Raw genomic sequence first — 19,222 nt, forward strand, 5'->3', positions numbered from 1 at the left:
ACGGTGCTCGGGAACATATCCGGAGCTCAGCCGTTGTTGCGCTTCTCCCACGCGGTACGCACACGGGTGGGGATGCGCCCCTTGGCGGGGACGTCGATACCCGCCGCGGTCGCCCATGATCGGATCTCGGCGGGCGTGGGCGACGGCCCGGCCAGATCTGCGACGATGACGTCGGTGCGCGAGCTCAGTCGCCACTCGTGCAGTGCCGCGCCGAGCCAGCGGAAAGTCCACTCTTCGGCAAGTTTTCGGTTGTCGCAAAACACCATTGGCACCGAAGGAAACCGCACTTGAGCCTCCGCCAATGCCTCGGCAAGGGTCGCGCCGGCGACATACTCGCGCTTGAACAGCGCACTGTATGGAGCCTCGACCACCACGGCGGCCCGGGGCAGCCCGGCGAGCTCGGCGAGCTGGTAGGTCAGCTTGCCAGAGGTGAGTCCGGCGCTCAGGTCGTCGATCGACTTGCGCTCGACGGCGGCGATCACGGTGTCACCGTCGGTGACCGCGTAGTCGCCGGCGGGCAGCTTCCGGCGTGTGGTGGTCGTCTGCTGGTGGGTGAAACCGTACGGGTAGCGTTCGCCGGAATCGACGATGATCTCCAGCACCTTCCCGTGGGCCCGCGCGGTGGGCAGCGCGACATTCGGACGAGCCTGCTTGGTGGTGCGTCGCGACTGCCAGAAGATCATCTCGCGACCACGGGCGCGAGTGAGGACGAACTGCGACCGGTTCTCACGGCTCCGATCGAGCACGAGATCGATGGCCGCGCCCCGGCGTGACACCGACCGGACGGGGAGTTGTTCGATGATTTCCGGATTCGACGGCCAGATCTCGGCCCGGTGGCAGTAGATCTTGGTGGTGCGTGGCCATGTGTCGCGGACCTTGAGGATGATCCCGTTGGCTCCCAACGGAATCCGGACGAGATAGGGAAGCGACGATCCCTCTTCGGGGTTGCGTGCGATCAGGAAGTCATCGGGCATCGTCGATCCCCAGTGCGGTGATCACGGTGCGTAGCTTGGCCGTCGTCTCGTCCAGCTCGGCCTGAGGGTCGGACTGCGCCACGATGCCGCCTCCCGCCCACGTGCGCAGGGTGTGCCGATCGTCGGCCACCTGAACGCACCGGATGGTCACCATCCATTCGCCGTCGCCGTCGCCGTCGCACCAGCCGACTGCACCGCCATACAGGCCTCGCGGCTCCTCGACATCCCGGATGAACTGTGCGGCAACATCACTGGGTGTGCCGCAGACGGCCGGCGTAGGGCTGAGGAGCAACGCGAGGTCCAGCGCGGTCACCGAGTCATCGCGTAGCGTCGCCCGGATGGGCGTGGCGAGATGCCAGATCTCACCGGTGGCGCGGATCTCAGGCGTCGGCGGGGCTTTCAGGTCCGCGCAGATCGGGCCGAGGCGGTCGCGCAGATAGTCGACGACGAACGCATGCTCGGCGAGATCTTTGCCCGATGACGCCAACGTTTCTGCGGCGGCGCGGTCGGTCTCGGGGTCCGATGACCGTGGTGCAGACCCGGCGTAGGGCTGGGCGGTGACCACGCGACCGTGCTTGCGCAGCAACACCTCCGGGCTGGCTCCGAGTAACCACGAGCTGTCGCCGGTTGCCGCGCTGACGTCGACGGCGAAGGCATTGTGCTCGGTGTTGCCGTGCGCGAGTGCGCCGATGAGGTGGTCGATGTCGACGACCGGTGTGACGGAGAGGTCGACCGCCCGCGCCAGCACCACCTTGTCGACCGTGCCGTCGGCGATGGTTTTGATCGCGTGGGTGACCCGGTCGCGATGGATCGCGTGGTCCGGGTGGAGGGTCCTCGAGGTCACGTCGTGGTGGCGGGGCGGCGTGCCGGCGAATGGCACCGGATCGTGGGTGAGTGTGACCGGCGCGACGAGCGCTGCGCGATCGTCCTGGTCGAAGGGGATCGCCCCGGTGATCGCATCGACCGCTCCGGTCCGGACGGCGTGCGCGGCCGCCGCGGCCTCGGTGAACCGACGCCGCTGCCCGTGACCGCGGACCGTGCCGTGTGGGCGTGACAGTACGAACATCACGGGGGAGACGCTGTCGTCGGAAAACGCCATGCACTCACGCTACCGGCGCAGCATCGCGGGAGTTTCGCGCATGCTGAGTGAAAATTGACACGTCGAGGCGCCATCGGTGAATCTTGACGTGGGTCATGAGTGCCAGTGACAAGCCCCGGCTCGCTGGTCGGCAACCCTCCTCCGCGGTGGGGTGCTCCGGGTGACGACCCGGCCGTGTTCGAAGTGATCACGGCAAGTGCGGATTCCTCAGGAGCTATTTGTCATGACTGCTGTCCTTTCGGTGCCCTTCAACACCCCGGCGCCCTTCAACACCCCAGTGCCCTTCAACACCCCTGCTCCCCATACCCCGGTCGTCGACACCGAGACGATCCCGCCGTTGGCGCAGGTCGTCGGTGCCGACGAGTGCGTGCCGTGCTCGACCGGTGAGACGGTGCGATACGCCAACCTCGACTACGCGGCCAGCGCGCCGGCACTGGCCGCGGTGGCGCAGACCGTCACCAGCTCGTTGTCGCAGTACGCCAGCGTCCACCGAGGTGCCGGCCACCTGTCCCAGGTCACCACGGCCCGCTACGAGCAGGCCCGCGAGGTGATCCGGGGATTCGTCCGGGCACGCGCCGACGACGCCGTGGTCTTCACCCGCGGCACCACCGACGCCATCAACCTCGCAGCCCATGCGACCCGCGGTGACGTGGTGGTGCTCGACATCGAACATCACGCCAACCTGCTGCCGTGGTGCGCGCCCGATCGCGACGGGTCGTCGCGGGTGCGGGTGGTCGGTGCGTGCGCGACCATCGACGACACCCTCGCGGCGCTGGAGGCCGAACTCGCCGCGGCGCCGGCCGCGTTGCTCGCCGTCACCGCGGCGTCGAATGTCACCGGTGAGGTGCTGCCGATCGGTCGACTGGCATCGATCGCCCACCGCAACGGCGCGCGCATCCTGATCGACGCGGCCCAGCTCGTCGCCCATCGTCGGGTGTCGATGGTCGGTCACGGCATCGACTACCTGGTCTTCTCCGGGCACAAGCTCTATGCACCGTTCGGGGCGGGCGTGCTGATCGGACGCCCGGACTGGCTCGACGCCGCCGAGCCCTACCTGGCCGGCGGCGGCGCATCGGCGAGCGTCTCGGTCGGCGCCACCGGCGGTGACACCGCGATCGAGTGGCATGCCGGCCCGGCCCGTCACGAGGCGGGTTCGCCCAATGTGCTCGGCGCCGTGTCCATCGCGGCCGCATGCGACGCGCTCGACGCCATCGGATTCGAGCACATCGGGTTGCACGAAGAACTACTGCGCGCACGCCTCGACGACGGGCTGGCGACGATCGACGGTGTCACAGAGCTGCGGATCTTCGAGGACTCGACCGACCGGGTCGGTATCGCGGGCTTCGACGTCGACGGCTGCACGCCGCGGGCGGCGGCCGTCTTCCTCAGCGAGAGTGCGGGAATCGGCGTCCGCGACGGGAAGTTCTGCGCGCACCCGCTGTTGAACCGTCTGGGGTATCCGGACGGCGCGGTGCGGGCGAGCTTCGGACTCGGGACCGGCTCCGGCGACATCGACCGCCTCGTCGGCGCGCTGGCGAGACTGACCACGAGAGCGAGGACATGATGAGCATCGAATACGCACGCCCGTCGTCGACGATCAGCATCGGCCGCCCTCGATTACAGGTCGCCCTGGCAGGGGACACCTCGGCGTCGGCGTTCCCGATCGTCGTGCGGCGGCCGACCCTGCGCGATGCGCAGCGGGCGCGATCGCTGCTACTGGCCGGCGTCAATGATCAGGCGAACTTTGTCGTCGCGCTCGAAGTGGAGGCCGCCATCGCCCCGCATCCGGCATCGGCGCGCGCATCCGCCGATCTCGACGACCGTCCGGCGGTTGCGAACGAACCCGAGACGATCCGGTACGTCGGGACGCCACACGGGCTGGTCTCGCTGATCCGCGACATCTATGTGGCCGAGATCGCCGACGCGGTCATCATCGTGCCGCTCGACGGTTCGGCCACCACGGCCCGGGTCCGTGAACAGGTGCTTCCCCTCCTGGACCCCGGACGGGGACGCGTCGCCTGACGCGTCGACATCGATGGCCCGGGGTGAGACCGGTGGTGTGTTTCGTCTCACCCCGGGCTGTGTTGACACTGCTTCTCACTGGTCAGTACGGTTCTGCCGTCTCGGTCACCGGGATGACCGGCGAGGGGGGAACGCATGTATCGGGGAAGTGTTGTGTCGCGGTTCGGCCGCCTGGCGGTGGCCGTTGTTGCGGTGATGGGTGCGCTGATCGGCGGTGTCTCGCTGGCGGCGCCGGCGCAGGCCAGTACCGTCACGCGCTACCTCGACCTGCCGCTGACGAATCGGTTCGCCGACCAGCACGGCGGCGGGGTGAATCGCGCGCTTCCCACCGATCTCCACCAGCTCGCCCGGCTGGTGCGCGAGGCCCGCGCGAGCGGTATCGCGCCGAAACGCTATGCGGCACTGCTGTTTCAATACCGTCTCGTGCAGGCGACCACCGACGCCGGAATCGACCTGGCCGGTTGGGATCCCGCCAAGGGATTCCACGCGACGCGGGCGACCATGATCAAGAGCTACCGCTACTACGAGAACTTCCAGATCGCTCACCGCAACCTGCAATGGGCGGGTATGGCCGGCATGGTCGGTGCCGACTTCGGCGGTGGCACTGCCGATGTGGTCCTCGCCGGCGACATCTACGGCATCCGTGGACTGCAGCCGCTGGCCGCCCAGATCATCGAGAAGGCCACCCAGGTCGTCGGCCCGGGCATCATCGGCCGGTTCCCGAAAGGGTTGCAGAACCTCGCGTATCACGCCGATGAGATCACCCCGGCCGATCTGGCCTGGTTCTCGAAGCAGATCCTGGTGATGCAGAAGGCGATCTTCTCCGACCTCATGCCGATGCACGTCGCCTTTGTCAAGGACGGTCTCGGCGGGATCGACGAGTTCCGTCGCGCGGGCATCATCGATGACGGCGTCGCCGCGGCCTGGCACGACATCGCGTCGAACGATCCGGCCCGGGTCTCCGAGGGCAACGGGACGTTGCTGCGCCGCGAGCAGTACGACGTGGTCGGCCGGCAGTTCGACAATGTGCGTAATTACCGCAAGTCGGCCGGTGTCGGCTCGGCGCTGACCTATGCCATGACGCTCGCCGGCTCACCGTCGGTGGCGGGAGTTCCGGCGTTGCGCGACTTCATCTCCTACACCTACGCGGGCCGGATGGCCGACGGGCGGACCGTGAAGATCGCCACCCCGATCCCGGATTGGGACTGGTCGGTATTCGACCTGCGCTGGAGGTATGTGACCACCGAACTCCTCCCGCGCTATCAGGACATGGTCAACGACCACTACGGCCGACTCGTGGCACAGATGAAGGTCCCGTACGAGACCCAGTTCGAATCACATCGTCCGATCTTCAACCTGCACAAGATCCTCGGTGACGCCGTCGAGCACACCAAGGTCACGGTTTCCTGACCCGTTCCCCGCCGACGGCAACCGAAATCCCGCCGACGGCAACCGGAATCCCGCCCTCAGGCCTCGCCGCGCTCCCACTGTTCGACGAGATCGGCCTCGGCATCGGGGGTCAGCGTCCCGTAGAGCTTGAAGCGGGCCATCCCGCCGTCGGGGTAGATGTCCATCCGGGCCTCGGTCATCGGGCGATCGAGGTCGACGACGAACCGGTGCCGGGTGTCGGGCTGTAAGTCGGTGTGCGGCAACATCTCGAACCATTCGCCGTCGTCGCCGTCGCGGCCCCGGATCATCGCCGCGCCCGGCGCGTTGCCCAGGAAATAGCTGGTGTCGAGTTCGATGAGACTGATCTGCCCGCGCCCGGCGAGGCGGACCTGCACCCAGTCGTTGCCCTCGTCGCGACGGCGTGAGGTCTCCCAGCCCTCGCCCATGTTGCGTGCCCGCCCGGGCATCAGCAGGTTGTTGGGGGAGCTGTAGAACATGTTGGAACACGCGGTGATCAGCCCGCCGTTCTCCAGTGCCGCGAGGTCGAAGTGGCCGTACCGGAAGAAGTGTGGATTGGGCACGCCGCGTCCGTGGACGCGGAAGCGCGCCACGCCGCCGTCGGGGTGCATGGTCAGCCGGACATGGGTGAAGCGATCCTTGGCGTCGACCGTGAACGGATTGCGGGTATCGCCGTCGGCGGCCGTCTTCTCGACGATCGTCACCCACTCGACGTCGTCGAGGAGTTGATCCACGGAGACGACGCCCTCGACGGCGGCGGCCTCCACGGAGATGAACGGCGGATAGTTGCCCTTGAACCACGACGTGTCGACCACGACGCCGTAGATCACGCCGGGCGCACCGAGTCGCACGATGGCCTGGTCGACGCCACCCACGCGCCGACGGCGGGTTTCCCACCCGTCGTACACCTGTCCCTTGTGACCGAAGGTCGCCGGCTGATACTGGGCAGCCGCCGTCTTGATCAGGTTCTGCGCCTCCGCGAACAGATCGTCGTTGGTCCACACGACCGCGCCTCCGAGGTCGCGAAGTGCCAGGTCAGGCATGGAAGTGAAATGTGGGCGGTTGCCCGCGGCGACCGGCGGCTGGGGAGTCACGGGTCCTCATCGTAGGCGAGTTTGCATTCGCCCGAAGACCGAGCGCATACTTGCGGCCAGCAACTAATTGCAATCAGCAACTAATTGCAAAGAGAACGTAAAGTGGCTGATCTCAGGGAGGGTACGGGGCATGCTCGATCAAACCGCCGTCGACGATCTGTTCGATGCGCTCTCCCGGTACATGCGTCTCCGCGACCGTGCGGTCCACACGACGTTCAAGACGGCGGACGGGGAGTTCGAGACGGCCGCGTTCAAAGGCCTCTTTCATCTCGCCCGCGAGTCCATGCGGTCACGTGAGCTGGCGGAAGGTCTCAATGCCGACCCCTCGACGGTGAGCCGCCACGTCGCGCAGCTCGTCGAACTGGGGCTGGTGCGGCGTGAGGCGGATCCCGCGGACGGTCGCGCGACCCTGCTCGTGATCACCGACGCCGGACGCGAACGGGTCGAGGCCATGCGGATGGTGCGCCGGACCGCGATGGACGACGCGATGTCGGACTGGACCGACGACGAGCTCGCGACGTTGGTACGGCTGCTCAGCCGCTTCGTCGATGCCGCCGAATCCGTGATCGCGCCGCCGTGCGCCAAGACCGGTGAGGCGTCGCGCTCGATAGCAGACTTGTTGAAAGGAAAGGCATGACAGAATCAACGGCCGCTGTGGACACGGCGGCTCCCGACGAGTCCGCGGGGGCGGGCCTGACGCATCGTCAGATCCTGACGGTGCTCGCCGGCCTGATGAGCGCGATGTTCTTGGCGGCATTGGATCAGACCATCGTGTCCACATCGATCCGGACCATCGCCGACGACCTCAACGGCTACGACATGCAGGCGTGGGCCACCACCGCCTACCTGGTCACCGCGACCATCGTCACGCCGCTCTACGGCAAGCTCTCCGACCTGTACGGCCGCAAACCGTTCTTCATGGTCGCGATCACGATCTTCGTGGTCGGGTCGCTGCTCTGCAGTATCGCCACGTCGATGTACGAGCTGGCCGCTTTCCGTGCGTTCCAGGGACTCGGCGCCGGTGGTCTGATGACGTTGGCACTGACCACCATCGGCGACATCGTGCCGCCGCGTGAACGCGCCAAGTACCAGGGCTACTTCCTGGCGGTCTTCGGCACCTCGAGCGTTCTCGGACCGGTGCTCGGCGGGCTGTTGGCCGGGCAGAGCTCGATCCTGTGGGTCAGCGGCTGGCGCTGGGTGTTCCTCGTCAACGTGCCCATCGGCCTGCTCTCGCTCTTCCTGATCTACAAGGTCCTCAATTACGACCAGCAGAAGGGTGCGGGCGGCCGCACCGACTACTGGGGCGCGACGGCACTGGCCGTGGCGGTGGCCCCGCTGCTCATCGTGGCCGAACAGGGCCGCGAGTGGGGATGGACCTCGGGCCTGTCGCTGCTCTGCTATGCGATCGGAGTCGTGGGCATCGCCGGGTTCATCTGGATCGAACACAAGATGGGCGACGAGGCTCTGATCCCGCTGCGGGTGTTCCGTAACCCGATCTTCTCCCAGGGCATCGTGATCTCCGTCATCGTCGGTGCGGCCATGTTCGGCGGCATCTCGATGCTGCCGCAGTACTACCAGGTGCTGCGCGGATCGAGCCCGATGATCGCCGGACTGCAGATGCTGCCGATGGTGTTGGGATTGATGACCGGATCGATCGTGTCCGGGCAGCTGATCTCCAGGACCGGCCGCTACAAGATCTTCCCGATCATCGGCTCCGTGCTGGTCACGGTGGCCGCGTTCCTCATGCATCTCGTCGGCGTGGACACACCGGTGTATCTGGTGATGCTGATCGCCGCCCTGCTCGGATTCGGCCTCGGCAACCTCATGCAGCCGATCATGCTGGCGATGCAGAACATCCTGCCGGCCAAGGACATGGGGCTGTCGACCGGCACGTCGACCTTCTTCCGTCAGATCGGCGGCACGATGGGTGTGGCCGTCTTCTTCTCGCTGCTGTTCTCCCTGATGGGTCCGAACATCTCCGACGAGATGACCACCGCGGCCACCCAGCCCGAGTATCGGACGGCGGTGGCGGAAGCCGCACAGAGCGACAACCCGAAGGTCTCGCAATTCGCCCAAGGCCTGATGGCTGCGGCGCAGAACCCCGATCAGGCCACCGGGTCGTCGGACAGTGTCATGTCGGACACCTCGGTGATCGGCGAGCTCCCAACGGAACTCGCCCGCCCCCTCAAGGAGGGCTTCGCCAACTCGATGGACACCGTGTTCCTGGCCGTCTCCATCATGTCGCTGCTCGCGATCGTCGGTACTGTGACCTGGAAGGAACTGCCGCTGCGCACGGGTAAGCCGATCGGGGCCTCGGAGTCCGTCGAGGCAGCCTGACCCCCCGCCGACAGCAACACGAAAAGCGCCGACAGCAACCAGTGGAGGTTGCTGTCGGCGCTTTTTGTGTTGCTGTCGGCGCGAAAAGAAGTCAGCCGCGCGACGGCTCGTTGGCCTCGTGCGGATGTGCCTTCAGACGATCGATGGCTTCCTGGGCGACCTTCTCGGCCTGGTCCTTGCCGACCCAGCCGCCGGGCTGGACCTCTTTGCCCGGCTCGAGATCCTTGTAGTGCTCGAAGAAGTGGGAGATCGGCCCCAGCTCGAACTCGCTGACGTCGCCGATGTCCTGGATGTGATCCCAGCGGACGTCGCCGGCCGGGACGCACAGCAGCTTGTCGTCGCCGCCGGCCTCGTCGGTCATCGTGTACATGCCGACGATGCGCGCCTTCACGATGATGCCGGGAAACACCGACTCGGGGAGCAGCACCATCGCGTCCAGCGGATCGCCGTCCTCGCCCAATGTGTTGTCGATGTACCCGTAGTCGGCCGGGTAGCCCATCGAGGTGTACAGGTAACGGTCGAGAAAGACCTTTCCGGTCTCGTGATCGACCTCGTACTTGTTACGTCCGCCCTTGGGGATCTCGATGGTCACATCGAATTCCACGGTTCCTCCTGGCAAGTGTTCGCTGGTGGTGATCGCACGCGGCCCGACGTCACCGCTGGGTCGCCTGCGCAGATCGCCTCAACGATACTGTGAGAAGTCGAGAGGGGTCCGGGCCGGGCCGGACCCCGAGGCACCGATCCGGAGGTTCTGTGGGCGCACGGCGCAGGTCGACCAGACGCACGATGCTGTGGACGGTCATCTCGGTGGTGGTGCTGGCGCTGATCGCCGTCGGCTCGGTCGCAGTGGCGCTGCGGCTCGACGACTCCGACGAACTCCCACCCGGGATTCCGCCGCAACCGGCTGCGATCGCGGTGAACCCGCAGATCAAGACGGTGTCGGCGAATGCCCCCGAGCCGACTCCGGTCGGGGTGCGCAGCGAGATCGCCCAGGCGGTCCGCGACCCCGCGCTCGGTCAGTTCACCGGACAGATCAGTGATGCCCTCACCGGCGCGACGTTGTGGTCGGACGGGCCGACCCAGCCGCGGGTCCCGGCGTCGAACGCCAAGATCCTGACGGCGAGCGCGGCGTTGCTCGCGTTGCCGCACGAGAAGCGGCTGACCACGACGGTCGTCGTCGGCGCAGACGGCCAGGTGATCCTCAAGGGCGCGGGCGACCCGACGCTCTCGGCCCAGCCGCGCGGGGCCGACACCTTCTATACCAACGCGCCGCGCATCGCCGACCTCGCCGCCCAGATCCGCAAGGCCGGTGTCCCCGTGACGTCGGTGGCCGTGGACACGAGTGCGTTCAGCGGCCCGACGATGGACAGCACCTGGGACAAGCGCGACATCGCCGGCGGCGACATCACGCCGATCGAATCCCTGATCGCCGACGGCGGCCGGATCGAGCCGCTCGACGAGTACTCGCCGCGGGTGCCGAACCCGGCCGTCACGTCCGGTGAGGCCCTCGCCAAGGCACTCGGTGTGAACGCTCCGGTCACCGAGCGGACCGCACCGGCCGGCGCGCAAGCCGTCGCCTCGGTGACGTCGGCGCCGCTGGTGACCCGGGTCAACGACATGCTGCGCTACAGCGACAACGTGCTGGCCGAGTCGCTGTCGGTGGAGCTCTCGGCGGCCAAGGGCGGTCCGGCGTCACTCGCCGGAGGTGTGGCCGCCGTCGAGAACACGCTGACAGAGCGCGGTTTCGACATGTCGATGGTCACCCTGCATGACGCCTCGGGCCTCTCCTATGCCAACAAGGTGCCGGCAACACTGCTGGACAAGTTGATGGCCGGGGCCAGCGGGCCGTCGCAGCCGCTGATGCGGCCCATGCTCGACGGATTGCCCGTTGCTGCCGGCACCGGCACCCTGGCGGACCGCTTCGATCCGACGTCGAACCCGGGTGCCGGGTGGGTGCGAGCCAAGACGGGAACCCTCACCGGGGTGAGTTCGTTGACGGGGATAGTCCAGACCATCGACGGCCGGGTGCTCTCGTTCGCGCTGATGTCGGGCGGAACATCTCCGGCCGACGCTCGGCCCGCGCTCGACAACGTGGCCGGCGAGCTGAGGGAATGTGGGTGCCGATGACCAGCAGCGAGCTGAGCAGTAGCGATCTGACCAGCAGTGATGTGACCAGCAGTGATGTGACCAGGGTGGATCACGAGCATGACGACGCCGAGTCGATCGGCGCACGGATCGACTGGGGGCTGGCGGCCGCGACCGGAAAGCGCCTGGCGCGCCCGGGGCCGAAGACCACCGCGTACACCCTCGACGCCGCCTACGCGGAACTGGCCGACGCGGCCACCCGGGCCGAGGCGCCGGTCCGTGAGGTGACCGGTCTCGCCGACGGCCTGCGGGTGCCGACCACCCGCATCCTCGATCGCAGGGAATGGGTGGATGCGGCCGCGCAGTCGATGCAGTCGATGCTCGGCGCCGGGAGCGGAGCGAGCGGGCCGGATGGGCTCGGCGCCGGGAGCGGAGCGAGCGGGCCGGATGGGCTCGGCGCCGGGAGCGGAGCGAGCGACTCCGATGACGCCGGATCGCCCAACGCGATCGAGGCCGCTCTCGCCGGGTTCTCCGCGAAGGCCGGCGGGTTGCAGGCGGGCGGACTGCTCGCCTTCCTGTCCGGCGCGATCCTCGGCCAATACGACCCGTTCACCCCCGATCCCGACACCGGCGATCCCGGGGTGCTGATGGTCGTCGCGCCCAACATCATCTCTGTCGAGCGTTCACTTCGTGTGGTGCCCAGTGATTTTCGGCTCTGGGTGTGCCTGCACGAGGTCACCCATCGCGTGCAGTTCTCGGCGAATCCGTGGTTGCGCCAGTACATGGTCGACAATCTGGAGATCCTGACGTCGGAATCCGGCGAATCGACGAGCGAGATCGTCGCGCGGATCACCTCGACGCTGCGCGGCTCCGACGAACAGCCCCGGGAGAAGGGCGTGCTCGGGGCCATGCAGTTGCTACAGACCCCCGAGCAATACGAGGCGTTCACCCGGATGATGATGCTGGGCACCCTGCTCGAGGGCCACGCCGACCACGTCATGGACGCGGTCGGACCCGTACACGTGCCGACGGTGACGAGCATCCGGGCGGCCTTCGACCAACGCCGCGGCACCCCGCGTAATCCGGTGCAGCGCATCATTCGTGCCCTGATCGGTATGGACGCCAAGATCGCGCAGTATGTGCGCGGCAAGGCCTTCGTCGACGAGGTGGTCGGCGCGGTCGGGATGGAGACGTTCAACACCATCTGGACGTCGCCGGAGACCATGCCGCGCCCGAACGAGATCGACGAGCCGCGGGTATGGATGCAACGGGTGCTGTGACCCGCGCGGTCGCCCAGTTCGCGGCGACCCACCTCGAACCCGGCGCGGATGTGTGTGTCGGACTGTCCGGAGGCCCGGACTCGTTGGCGCTCACCGCATGTGCGATCCGGGCCGGGTTGTCGGTGCGGGCGCTGGTGATCGACCACGCATTGCAGGACGGCTCCGACGCCGTCGCCGCGGACGCTGCGGCGGCAGCCCGACGGCTCGGGGCCCGGCCTCAGGTGCTCGCTGTGGAGGTCGGCCGGAGCGGGGGGCCGGAAGCCGCAGCACGTGAGGCGCGGTACGGCGCACTCGACGACGCTCGCGACGGCGCTCCGGTGCTGCTCGCCCACACCGCCGACGATCAGGCCGAGACCGTGTTGCTCGGTCTGGCCCGTGGTTCGGGGGCGCGTTCCATCGCCGGTATGCGTCCGTGGAATCCGCCATGGGGACGGCCGCTGCTGGGAATCCGTCGCGCTCAGACGCTCGCCGCCTGCACCGAACTCGGCCTTCATCCACACCACGACCCGCACAATCGTGATCCGCGGTTCACCCGGGTTCGCCTGCGGGCCGAGGTGCTGCCCCTGCTCGACGACGTGCTACACGGCGGCGTGGTGGAAGCGTTGGGCCGGACCGCGTCGTCGGTGCGCGCCGACAACGAGGCTCTCGACCACTACGCCGATGACCTCTACCGACGCGCGACCGTCGACGACCAGATGCATGCAGGCGAACTCGATGTCGACGGCCTACACGGTGTGCCGGCGGCGGTACGCACCCGCGTCCTCCGACGATGGCTGCTCGACATCGGCGCGACCGAACCGACCCATCGGTTGATCTCAGCCGTCGACGATCTCGTCATCGACGGGCGGTCCCGCGCTCAGGTCGCGATCGGTGGCGACCCGACGGCACGGCACGTGGTGGAGAGGTCCGGGCCGCGGTTGACGGTCCGCCGGGCGCCCCGGTGATCCGGATTTGTAGCAGCAATCCGCGCCAGGCGCGGATTGCTGCTACAAAATCGGTTCTGGAGCAACGGCTACCCGATGCCGTGCATCGTGATTTTGATCTGTACGGACCGCATCGCCTCGAACGTCTCCTCATCTGAGGTGACGCCGACGTCCTCCCACTCCAAGCCCACCCCCAGGGTGTCACTCGCGAAGCAGATTTCTGCGGCGGCAAGTGCACGCCGCCAATTATGTGGGCTGAGTCCCCGACCTTCCACAATCGCATCTGCCAGAGTGCCCTTGGATGAGCGGAAGTCCTCGGCGTCATCGAAGCCGATGACTATTGCCAATGCGTCCGTCATCCTTCCCGGACCGCCCCACTCGATCAGGCCATGGAAGAGGAAGTCTCGCTCCGCACTCGTGAGGTCGAGAACCATCAACTCGTCGTCGTTCACAACACCCATCTTCTTGGTCATCCGAGTACATCCGCGATATTGCCGCTGATGATACCGGGTAAGGCTCCCGGGGATCCTTTTAGTTGCTTCAGCCAGTAGTCGAGATGATCGTTTGGCTTGAACATTGTCTTGATCTGACCTGAACCCATTGCCGACAGGAATGTGTTGGTACCAGAGTTGTACAGCAATACATCGCCATTCGATCGGAAGAACCGGAATGTACCTGGAGGAGGATTCTTCAAGAAACTGTTCGCTGCGGCAGCGTACTGCTCCGGCGAGGTGATGCCGCGGAATTCATGACCATGGTTCTCATAGTGCGTGAGTGCGTTTGCCCGGGTATTGCCGAGTTTCCCCTTCGACCAGTTCGACTGCCAGTTCGCCGGAGGTTCGGGATAGTTCCGCTGGCTCGGCGGGCTCGGCGCCTTCCTGCGTGGCGGTGCCGGTTGCTGTGGCTCCCGCGACGGGTCCGGGGCGGGAGCCAGACCGGACGGCGGCGTGAACGTCGGCGGCTTCGTCGAACCCTCCGTGCCGCATTGGCGAGCTTCTTCTTTCAGGGCATAGGCTGCTCGTTGGCCCTGTGCTCCTTGGGTTTGGAGCGCGTACTCCTCGTTGAGCAGTTGTTGCCGTGAGGCGTTCCACGCAGCCACAGCCGCCGAATTTCGTCGATCAACTGAAGATCGTTGTGCATTCAGCTGAGCAACCTTGGCGTTGTGTGCATCAACACGTTGTTGATAACCCTGAGCCTCGGTGTTCAGCGATTGAATCCGGCTGTTCAGTGTGGCGCAATTCGGCGCGGCAGCGGCGATTGAACTGACGAATCCACTCGGGATTGCCAGACCACAAGCCAATATGAGTGACACAAGTATGGCGCGGAAAAGTCTCACCAAGTCTCCCGATAGTTGGGTGGGTGCCATGCGGGTGGCGACCCGAGAATCCAGAACATTGCAGAAGGAATCTAACGGCTTTACTGGCATGAATGACAGACTTGTCGATCGAGGAAATGACTGCTCACCGCGGGCGCCGGCGTTCTGGAGACCATCAGCGGACCGACGACTCCGAACGCGCTCCCTCGATGGTCTGTCCTGTTCGGCTGCGGTGCAACGGTTCGGGACTGGAGTGGGCAGGCGCCGCTGCCGAGCGCCAGGCCGATGAGGGTGAAGGCGGACAGATCCTCCCCGAGCCCGATCCACGCCATGACCGGGTGCCGCGGTGAACCGGATTTGTAGCAGCAATCCGCGCCAGGTGCGGATTGCTGCTACCGAATCGGAGACAGAGTGACGGCCCGCCTCGTCGAACACTGAGGCGGACCGTCGGGGTGGGTGGTTCTCTAACGCCGCGGTGGGACGAACGGCGAGTTGATGGTGTTGAAGTACTGGATGCCTGCGCCGATGACGGAGCCTCCGCCTCCGAGGATCAGGCCGGCGACAGAACCGATCGATGCGCCCGTCAGGAAGCCTGGAATGCATCCGACGCCGGCCAAAGCCAGCCCCGGGATGCAGCCAAGGATTCCGCCAACAACTGCACCGAGCACGATCCCGACCAGGGAGGAAATGGTCAGCCCGGCGGAAGCCATCTGGTTGAACCGCGCGAGCGCCTGATCATCTCGTTCCTGTTTCGTTCGGGGTGCGTCAACCTGGTTGGCCGCGGCGACCCGCAGAGCCTCCACCTCCACCGGATTCACCGGCGTCGACCGCGCAACATTTCGAGACGGTATCAGCGTCGCGGTATTTCCAACGGTCCTCGCGTCGATGGGGAATTGCTGATATTCCTTGCGATATGCCAGCGGCATCCGGAACTTTTCGGCGCCGGCGGAATTGCGAATGACGAGCGCGCCGGAATTGGTGCTGATAGATCCGTTGTGCACGGTGAGGCTGAATGAGCCCGCTCCGACCGCGACGTCGTACGTGGTGGGCGCAGCGTGCGCCGGTGCCGCCTGTACCGATCCGGCGAAGGCCGTAATCAATGCGGTTGCAAGGGAAATCGTTGCCAGAACGGTGAGATGGAGGCGTGTGTGTCGCCGGGTAGCGCCGGTGCGCCGGGCTGTGAACATAGGGGATGTCTTTCGCGTGATCGGCTCCGTCGACACGAGCCTGGGGAAATGGTCAGCACTGGTGAATTTCGTTCGCAGAACAAAGGACTAGGCCCCCTTTAATCGCTTTTCTCTGCGGACAGTTCACCTTCACAAATTCGCGGTCATTTCAGGAGAAAAATGTGTCGCGTGTGAAGAAATGTTGCCATTCGTGATCTGAGTGTGATCGGCGACACACCGTCCTCTCGCGGGATGTCGTACGAACGCCCTACACCGTTACGACGCGATCGCCGACGTTCCGACGGGCGCCGGGCCACGTGGTCGCTGACGCAGCTCACGCCTGGCATGACAAGCTAGAGGCGTGCAGTCCCCAAGTCTCAGCGGCACAGACCCGTACGGCGACGACATCGAAGCGGTCCTCATCACCGAGGAACAGATCAAGCAACGCACCACGGAACTCGCCGAATCGGTGGCCTCGCGATACGCCGACATCGACGAGGACCTGGTCCTGATCGGCGTGCTCAAGGGCGCGATCATGTTCATGACCGACTTCGCGCGGGCGCTACCCATCCCGTCGCAGTTGGAGTTCATGGCGGTGTCGAGTTACGGCTCGGCCACCTCGTCGTCCGGTGTGGTGCGGATTCTCAAAGACCTCGACCGCGACATCGCCGGCCGCGACGTCCTGATCGTCGAGGACATCATCGACTCCGGGCTCACGCTCTCGTGGCTGATGAAGAACCTGGCCACCCGGAACCCGAAGTCGCTCGAGGTCTGCACCCTGCTGCGCAAGCCGGAAGCGGTGCGCTCGCCGGTGAACGTCGCCGACGTCGGGTTCGACATCGCCAACGAATTCGTCGTCGGATACGGGCTGGATTACGCCGAGCGCTACCGCGATCTCTCCTACATCGGCCGGCTCCGGCCGTCGGTGTACCAGAACTGACGTCCTACCAGGGACGAGATGCCACCGGCGTGGCACGGAACGGTTTTCCCTGGCTGTTCGTTGACCGGTAGCCTCTAATACGGACAGTCAGACAGAAGACACCTGAGGCTGTCCACGACGTCGACCGGGAAGGACAGTGGGAAGGCGCGGGCTGGACACAAGCCGAGCCCCACCACCACCAACAGGCATGAACCGAAAGTCAGTCTTCCGCAACCTCGCCATCGTGGCGCTCATCGTGCTCGCCCTGTGGGGCTGGAGCGTGATGCGTGACTCGGGTCGTGAGTACAAGTCTGTGGACACCTCGGTCGCGTTGACCCAGCTCAACGTCAAGAACACCGACCGGATCGACATCGACGACCGCGAACAGACCCTGCGGATCGAACTGAAGAATCCCATCAAGGTCGACGGCGACGACGTCACCAAGATCAGCGCCAAGTACCCCGCGTCGGCCGGTGAGCAGGTTTTCGACTCGGTCACCACCACGGGTGCGCCCTATCAGACCAACGTCAGTCAGCAGTCGGCGCTGTGGCAGATCCTCATCTTCATCCTTCCGATGATCCTGCTGTTCGGCCTGTTCTTCTTCGTGATGAACCGCATGCAGGGTGGCGGCAAGGGCGGGGTGATGGGCTTCGGCAAGTCCAAGGCCAAGCAGCTCACCAAGGACATGCCGAAGACCACCTTCTCCGACGTCGCCGGTGCCGACGAGGCCGTCGAAGAGCTCTACGAGATCAAGGACTTCCTACAGAACCCGGCGCGCTACCAGGCGCTGGGAGCCAAGATCCCCAAGGGCGTGCTGCTCTACGGTCCGCCCGGTACCGGTAAGACCCTGCTCGCGCGCGCCGTCGCCGGTGAGGCAGGCGTGCCGTTCTTCACCATCTCCGGGTCCGACTTCGTCGAGATGTTCGTCGGTGTCGGTGCATCCCGCGTGCGTGACCTCTTCGAGCAGGCCAAGAACAACAGCCCCTGCATCATCTTCGTCGACGAGATCGACGCGGTCGGCCGCCAGCGCGGTGCCGGCCTCGGCGGCGGGCACGACGAGCGCGAGCAGACCCTGAACCAGTTGCTGGTGGAGATGGATGGCTTCGGTGACCGCTCCGGCGTGATCCTGATCGCGGCGACCAACCGCCCCGACATCCTCGATCCCGCGCTGCTGCGTCCCGGTCGTTTCGATCGCCAGATCCCGATCGGCAACCCCGACATCGCGGGTCGTCGCGCCATCCTCAAGGTGCATGCTCAGGGCAAGCCGATCGATTCCGACGCCGACCTCAACGGTCTGGCCAAGCGCACGCCGGGCATGTCCGGTGCCGATCTGGCCAACGTGGTCAACGAGGCGGCCCTGCTCGCGGCCCGCGAGAACAAGAACACCATCACCGCCGAGATGCTCGAAGAGGCAGTGGACCGGGTGATCGGCGGACCACGCCGCAAGAGCCGGATCATCAGCGAACACGAGAAGAAGACCGTCGCCTACCACGAGGGTGGCCACACCCTCGCCGCGTGGGCGATGCCCGACCTCGACCCGATCTACAAGGTCACCATCCTCGCCCGCGGGCGGACCGGCGGTCACGCACTCGCGGTGCCGGAACAGGACAAGGACCTGATGACGCGGTCGGAGATGATCGCGCGCCTGGTGATGGCGATGGGCGGCCGGGCGGCCGAGGAACTGGTGTTCCACGAGCCGACCACGGGCGCGTCGTCGGACATCGACCAGGCCACCAAGATCGCGCGGGCCATGGTCACCGAGTACGGCATGAGCGCCAAGCTGGGCGCGGTCCACTACGGACAGGAACAAGGTGACCCCTTCCTGGGGCGTTCGATGGGCAACCAGGCCTCGTATTCGGCCGAGATCGCCAGCGAGATCGACGACGAGGTGCGCCGGCTGATCGAGGCCGCGCACACCGAGGCGTGGGCGATCCTCGCGGAGTACCGCGACACCCTCGACGTGCTGGCGACCGAACTCCTCGAGCGGGAGACGTTGACCCGTAAGGATCTGGAGAAGATCTTCTCCGGCGTCGAGAAGCGTCCGCGGATCACCACGTTCAACGAGTTCGGTGACCGTACGCCGAGTGACAAGCCGCCGGTCAAGACACCGGGCGAGCTCGCGATCGAGCGGGGCGAGCCATGGCCGCCCGAGCCGGTCACCCCGGAGCCCGTCCCCGAGCCCGTCGGCGCCGGCACCGGTGCGGGACAGCCGGGTTCGGGTTATCCGAATCCGACTCCGGGACAGGCATATCCGCCCGCCTACCCGCCGCAGTCGGCGCCCGGTCCGCAGCAGTACGGCGGCGGAGGCTATCCGGGCCAGCAGAGTGGCCACCCGGGGCAGCAGGGCTATCCGGGGCAGCCGACCCACGGCACCCGACCCGACTACGGCGCTCCGCGCGACTGGTCGGCGCCGGGGTGGCCCCCGCAAGACTCCACACCGTCGCCGGGCGGGCCCAACGGGTCGGGCACCAACGGTGGCGGATCGAATGGCAATGGAACGAATGGCAATGGAACGAATGGTTCCGGTCGCCACGGACATCCCGAGAATCCCGGCAGTTGACCAGGGCGCCGGCCGAACCCGGTCGGCCGCCCCGTACACAC

General features: G+C 66.4%; 18 protein-coding genes and 1 riboswitch. Of the genes, 11 read left to right on the plus strand and 7 right to left on the minus strand.

The annotated features are described in order from the left end of the window. Positions 1-26: 26 nt before the first annotated feature. Both ACLQ3I_RS08450 and ACLQ3I_RS08455 read right to left on the minus strand, forming a co-directional pair. The gene (locus tag ACLQ3I_RS08450) at positions 27-974 is read right to left on the minus strand and encodes an ERCC4 domain-containing protein (RefSeq protein WP_425801233.1); all 948 of its coding nucleotides are present in this window, start codon (positions 972-974) and stop codon (positions 27-29) included. Next, positions 964-2,073 carry an isochorismate synthase gene (locus tag ACLQ3I_RS08455; protein ID WP_425801235.1) on the minus strand — a complete coding sequence of 370 codons (1,110 nt, stop codon included), beginning with the start codon at positions 2,071-2,073 and terminating at the stop codon, positions 964-966. The genes ACLQ3I_RS08450 and ACLQ3I_RS08455 overlap by 11 nt, the downstream gene beginning before the upstream one ends. A gap of 91 nt (positions 2,074-2,164) precedes the next feature. Next, positions 2,165-2,278: riboswitch (SAM riboswitch) on the plus strand. 18 nt (positions 2,279-2,296) lie between these two features. Here ACLQ3I_RS08455 and ACLQ3I_RS08460 point away from each other — a divergent pair. The 3 genes from ACLQ3I_RS08460 to ACLQ3I_RS08470 all read left to right on the plus strand — a co-directional run bounded on the left by ACLQ3I_RS08460 (position 2,297) and on the right by ACLQ3I_RS08470 (position 5,505). After that, a complete protein-coding gene (locus ACLQ3I_RS08460; RefSeq protein WP_425801237.1) occupies positions 2,297-3,637 on the plus strand; it encodes an aminotransferase class V-fold PLP-dependent enzyme in 1,341 nt (446 codons plus the stop codon). Continuing rightward, a complete protein-coding gene (locus ACLQ3I_RS08465) occupies positions 3,637-4,095 on the plus strand; it encodes a hypothetical protein (RefSeq protein ID WP_425801239.1) in 459 nt (152 codons plus the stop codon). The genes ACLQ3I_RS08460 and ACLQ3I_RS08465 overlap by 1 nt, the downstream gene beginning before the upstream one ends. Positions 4,096-4,290: 195 nt before the next feature. Continuing rightward, entirely contained in the window at positions 4,291-5,505 is a 1,215-nt protein-coding gene (locus tag ACLQ3I_RS08470; RefSeq protein ID WP_425801913.1) for a hypothetical protein, read from the plus strand. Between the two features lie 56 nt (positions 5,506-5,561). On the opposite strand, the gene alc is transcribed toward ACLQ3I_RS08470, so the two are convergent. Next, positions 5,562-6,545, minus strand: coding sequence for an allantoicase (alc, locus tag ACLQ3I_RS08475; RefSeq protein WP_425801916.1), 984 nt, complete (start codon positions 6,543-6,545; stop codon positions 5,562-5,564). A 181-nt stretch (positions 6,546-6,726) separates the two neighbouring features. Between alc and ACLQ3I_RS08480 the strand changes: the two genes are divergently transcribed. Next, positions 6,727-7,233 (plus strand): MarR family winged helix-turn-helix transcriptional regulator, encoded by a 507-nt coding sequence (locus tag ACLQ3I_RS08480; RefSeq protein WP_425792467.1) that lies wholly within the window; start codon positions 6,727-6,729, stop codon positions 7,231-7,233. After that, on the plus strand, positions 7,230-8,933 hold the full coding sequence (locus ACLQ3I_RS08485; RefSeq protein WP_425792468.1) for an MDR family MFS transporter: 1,704 nt from the start codon (positions 7,230-7,232) through the stop codon (positions 8,931-8,933). The genes ACLQ3I_RS08480 and ACLQ3I_RS08485 overlap by 4 nt, the downstream gene beginning before the upstream one ends. A 91-nt stretch (positions 8,934-9,024) precedes the next feature. On the opposite strand, the gene ACLQ3I_RS08490 is transcribed toward ACLQ3I_RS08485, so the two are convergent. Further along, positions 9,025-9,537, minus strand: coding sequence for an inorganic diphosphatase (locus ACLQ3I_RS08490; protein WP_425792469.1), 513 nt, complete (start codon positions 9,535-9,537; stop codon positions 9,025-9,027). A 182-nt stretch (positions 9,538-9,719) separates the two neighbouring features. Here ACLQ3I_RS08490 and dacB point away from each other — a divergent pair, with 182 nt between their 5' ends. From dacB to tilS, 3 genes are read left to right on the plus strand one after another with little or no spacing between them, the layout of a single operon-like run. Beyond that, positions 9,720-11,060, plus strand: coding sequence for a D-alanyl-D-alanine carboxypeptidase/D-alanyl-D-alanine endopeptidase (dacB, locus tag ACLQ3I_RS08495; RefSeq protein WP_425801241.1), 1,341 nt, complete (start codon positions 9,720-9,722; stop codon positions 11,058-11,060). After that, a complete protein-coding gene (locus ACLQ3I_RS08500; RefSeq protein ID WP_425801243.1) occupies positions 11,057-12,298 on the plus strand; it encodes a zinc-dependent metalloprotease in 1,242 nt (413 codons plus the stop codon). The genes dacB and ACLQ3I_RS08500 overlap by 4 nt, the downstream gene beginning before the upstream one ends. After that, a complete protein-coding gene (gene tilS, locus ACLQ3I_RS08505) occupies positions 12,277-13,242 on the plus strand; it encodes a tRNA lysidine(34) synthetase TilS (RefSeq protein WP_425801245.1) in 966 nt (321 codons plus the stop codon). Before ACLQ3I_RS08500 ends, tilS begins: the two co-directional genes overlap by 22 nt. Positions 13,243-13,310: 68 nt before the next feature. On the opposite strand, the gene ACLQ3I_RS08510 is transcribed toward tilS, so the two are convergent. Next, positions 13,311-13,694 (minus strand): hypothetical protein, encoded by a 384-nt coding sequence (locus ACLQ3I_RS08510; protein ID WP_425801248.1) that lies wholly within the window; start codon positions 13,692-13,694, stop codon positions 13,311-13,313. Then, positions 13,691-14,647, minus strand: coding sequence for a hypothetical protein (locus tag ACLQ3I_RS08515; RefSeq protein ID WP_425801250.1), 957 nt, complete (start codon positions 14,645-14,647; stop codon positions 13,691-13,693). Before ACLQ3I_RS08515 ends, ACLQ3I_RS08510 begins: the two co-directional genes overlap by 4 nt. Before the next feature lie 2 nt (positions 14,648-14,649). On the opposite strand from ACLQ3I_RS08515, the gene ACLQ3I_RS08520 reads away from it, so the two are divergent. After that, on the plus strand, positions 14,650-14,886 hold the full coding sequence (locus tag ACLQ3I_RS08520) for a hypothetical protein (protein ID WP_425792474.1): 237 nt from the start codon (positions 14,650-14,652) through the stop codon (positions 14,884-14,886). Positions 14,887-15,000: 114 nt separating this feature from the next. On the opposite strand, the gene ACLQ3I_RS08525 is transcribed toward ACLQ3I_RS08520, so the two are convergent. Then, a complete protein-coding gene (locus ACLQ3I_RS08525; protein ID WP_425801253.1) occupies positions 15,001-15,723 on the minus strand; it encodes a glycine zipper family protein in 723 nt (240 codons plus the stop codon). 340 nt (positions 15,724-16,063) lie between these two features. Here ACLQ3I_RS08525 and hpt point away from each other — a divergent pair, with 340 nt between their 5' ends. Next, positions 16,064-16,642, plus strand: a complete 579-nt coding sequence (gene hpt / locus ACLQ3I_RS08530; RefSeq protein ID WP_425792475.1) for a hypoxanthine phosphoribosyltransferase — start codon at positions 16,064-16,066, stop codon at positions 16,640-16,642. A gap of 187 nt (positions 16,643-16,829) precedes the next feature. Further along, positions 16,830-19,181: an ATP-dependent zinc metalloprotease FtsH gene (ftsH, locus tag ACLQ3I_RS08535; protein WP_425792476.1), complete on the plus strand. Its 2,352-nt coding sequence runs from the start codon at positions 16,830-16,832 to the stop codon at positions 19,179-19,181. Positions 19,182-19,222 lie beyond the last annotated feature (41 nt).

Source organism: Gordonia sp. DT101 (genome assembly GCF_049844895.1).
Taxonomy (GTDB): Bacteria; Actinomycetota; Actinomycetes; order Mycobacteriales; family Mycobacteriaceae; genus Gordonia.